Origin of the sequence: Dactylosporangium sp. NPDC048998 (genome assembly GCF_043197855.1) — a bacterium.
Classification (GTDB): Bacteria; Actinomycetota; Actinomycetes; order Mycobacteriales; family Micromonosporaceae; genus Dactylosporangium.
Window position 1 is genome coordinate 1 of the sequence record NZ_JBICTV010000111.1, and the last position, 1,074, is coordinate 1,074.

The 1,074-nt window shown below is 66.9% G+C and carries 1 protein-coding gene; it reads right to left on the reverse strand.

Going from position 1 to position 1,074, the window contains the following annotated elements; genetic code table 11:
* Nucleotides 1–1,074, reverse strand: a 1,074-nt coding sequence (locus ACGFI8_RS48065) for a tyrosine-type recombinase/integrase (RefSeq protein ID WP_392815850.1), incomplete at both ends; no start/stop codon positions are given.

Below are 1,074 nucleotides of genomic sequence, written 5' to 3' on the forward strand. Positions count from 1 at the left end.
CGGGCACGGATGCGCTCACGAGCGGCGTCGAACTCGGCTTTCACGTGAGCAGGGGCGAGATGGATGTAACGGGCGCTGGTGTCGACGTGAGCGTGCCCGAGCAATGCCTGCATCACCGCCAGATCGACCCCGGCCTCGGCAAGGGCGGTCCCGAACGTGTGCCGCAACGCGTGCGGATGTCCGGCACCGATTCCGGAGATGCCGCGGTGGTAGCGGAAGATCGTGCGTAGTCCGGCCGCTGTCAGCGGCTGTCCACGGTTCGGGCCCTTGGCCACGATGAACACGTTGGCACTGCTCGTTTCCGGGCGTTCGGCCAGCAGGTAGACCTGGATCACCGAGGCGACGTCGCCATCCAGCGGCACCCGGCGTTCCCGGTTGCCCTTGCCGAGCACCTGCAGCCAACGTCCACCGATGTCGACGTCGGCGACGTTCAGGGCGAGGACCTCGCACGATCGTAGCCCGCAATACAGCATCAGCCCGGCGATCGCCCGGTCCCGCCACGTCTGGAAGCTGGCCAGCAACTCGGTCGCTTGCGGCTGAGACAACGGCCGCGGTAGGCGGCGCGGTTCACGCAGGCGTATCCCCGAACGGCTCTTCGACCGCCGAACGGTGTGCGCCAACAGGCCGTTGCGTTCTCCAACAACAGGTCGACGGGCATCGCGGCCCTTCGGCACCGGGTTCGCCAGCGTCGGATCGCGCATGGCACGGAACCCGAACAACCCTGAGATGGCGGCCAGCCGACGATTGATCGTCGTCGCCGCGTACTTGTCCATGCGGCCACCATCGAGTCTCACCACGTTCGGACCGGGCCGCCCAGGTATCCGCGCCTCGCGACACGCACGCAGAAACCGCAGCAGCACATCCGTCGTTACCGCAGCCAACTCGACGTTCTCAACCGACAACCAGCGGCAGAACGCGAGCAGGTCGAACCCGTAGGCCCGGACCGTCCTCGGCGAGTAGTTCCGATCAGCCAGATACGACAAGTACTCGTTCACCAACTCGAACCCCACCGAACCCGGCCCGGCAAACGCCCAGCCGTCGTCCCGCTGGACGAGTTGCAGCGACGATTCCCCC